This window comes from Novosphingobium indicum, assembly GCF_014645195.1.
GTDB lineage: Bacteria > Pseudomonadota > Alphaproteobacteria > Sphingomonadales > Sphingomonadaceae > Novosphingobium > Novosphingobium indicum.
In genome coordinates this window covers 1-1,077 of sequence record NZ_BMLK01000093.1, presented here as the reverse complement: position 1 = coordinate 1,077, position 1,077 = coordinate 1, and the positions used below count along the sequence as shown (strand labels likewise).

Annotated in this window: 2 protein-coding genes; both read left to right on the top strand. The window is 61.1% G+C overall.

Annotated features, from left to right (window positions below):
* Window positions 1-442, top strand: a 442-nt coding sequence (locus IEX64_RS24280) for a transposase (RefSeq protein ID WP_188824047.1), incomplete at its 5' end; no start/stop codon positions are given.
* A gap of 119 nt (window positions 443-561) precedes the next feature.
* Window positions 562-1,026 carry an energy transducer TonB gene (locus IEX64_RS24275; RefSeq protein WP_188824044.1) on the top strand — a complete coding sequence of 155 codons (465 nt, stop codon included), beginning with the start codon at window positions 562-564 and terminating at the stop codon, window positions 1,024-1,026.
* Window positions 1,027-1,077: the final 51 nt, after the last annotated feature.

Here is a 1,077-nt window from a genome sequence, read left to right as displayed (position 1 = left end):
TTTCGGCTACAAATCCCACATCAGCATCGACCGACGCTTCGGCTTCATCCGAGGCATGGCGGTGACTTCGGCGTCAGCGGCGGACGGGCGTCTTCTCCGGCAGGTCGTCAGCACGGATAATACCGGTTCCGAGGTCTGGGCAGACAGTGCCTATCGATCCAGGCGCAACGAGAAGTGGCTGTCGGATCGGATGCTCACGTCCCGCATTCATCGGCGCAAACCCAAGGGTAAGCCCATCGCGAAGGCAACTGCGCGGGCCAATGCCGCCAAGTCTTCGATCCGGGCCCATGTTGAGCATGTCTTCGCCCATCAGAAGAACCGGTTCGGCCTGTTCATCCGCACGATCGGCCTGGCCCGTGCCGAAGCGAAGTTGACCCTTTGCAACCTGGCCTACAACTTCAACAGACTGATCTTCCACGAACGCCGGGAAAGCATGGGGTAACTCTGCCTGCAATCCGCGAAGCGCGGGTGAAATCGCACGGAATGTCATCGGAAACAGGCCAAAGGCGGGCGCCACAGCGTCCGGCAGCATCGGCATCTCCGTCGTCAGGCTCCCAAGCCTTGTCCAACCCGGTTTTTGCGGGTCTCCAGCTGACTGGATCGTCGGCGGCCTTGGCTTCGATACAGCGGTGCTTGGGTGAAGTTAAGCGGGCGCTTGCAGCAGATCAGCGTGAACAGCAACGGAGGCAGCAGCGGTGGGGTGATTTACCGAAAGACCCGTTTGCGAAAGCCGCTCATGGCCCGATCCTGCATGAGGGCGGGGCCGCACGGATTTTGGCCAACTATCCCACGCGAGCAGCCCGAGAGCAGCGCGGGGGTAAAGTTGAGTTCTCTGCGCGGGTCACCCCGGAAGGCAGGGCCACCGATTGCCGGGTAACGCAGTCTTCCGGTCAGCCCGATCTGGATGAAGCGGCTTGCGCTGGCGTCGAGCGCTACCTTCGGTTCGACCCGGCCACCAATAACAACGGAGAGCCGATCGAGAGCGAATACAGCAGCAGTGTGAACTATAATACCAAGACTCTCTGATCACGACCCATGCGCCCACTGGCGCAAGCCGATGGACATGATGCGCCATGG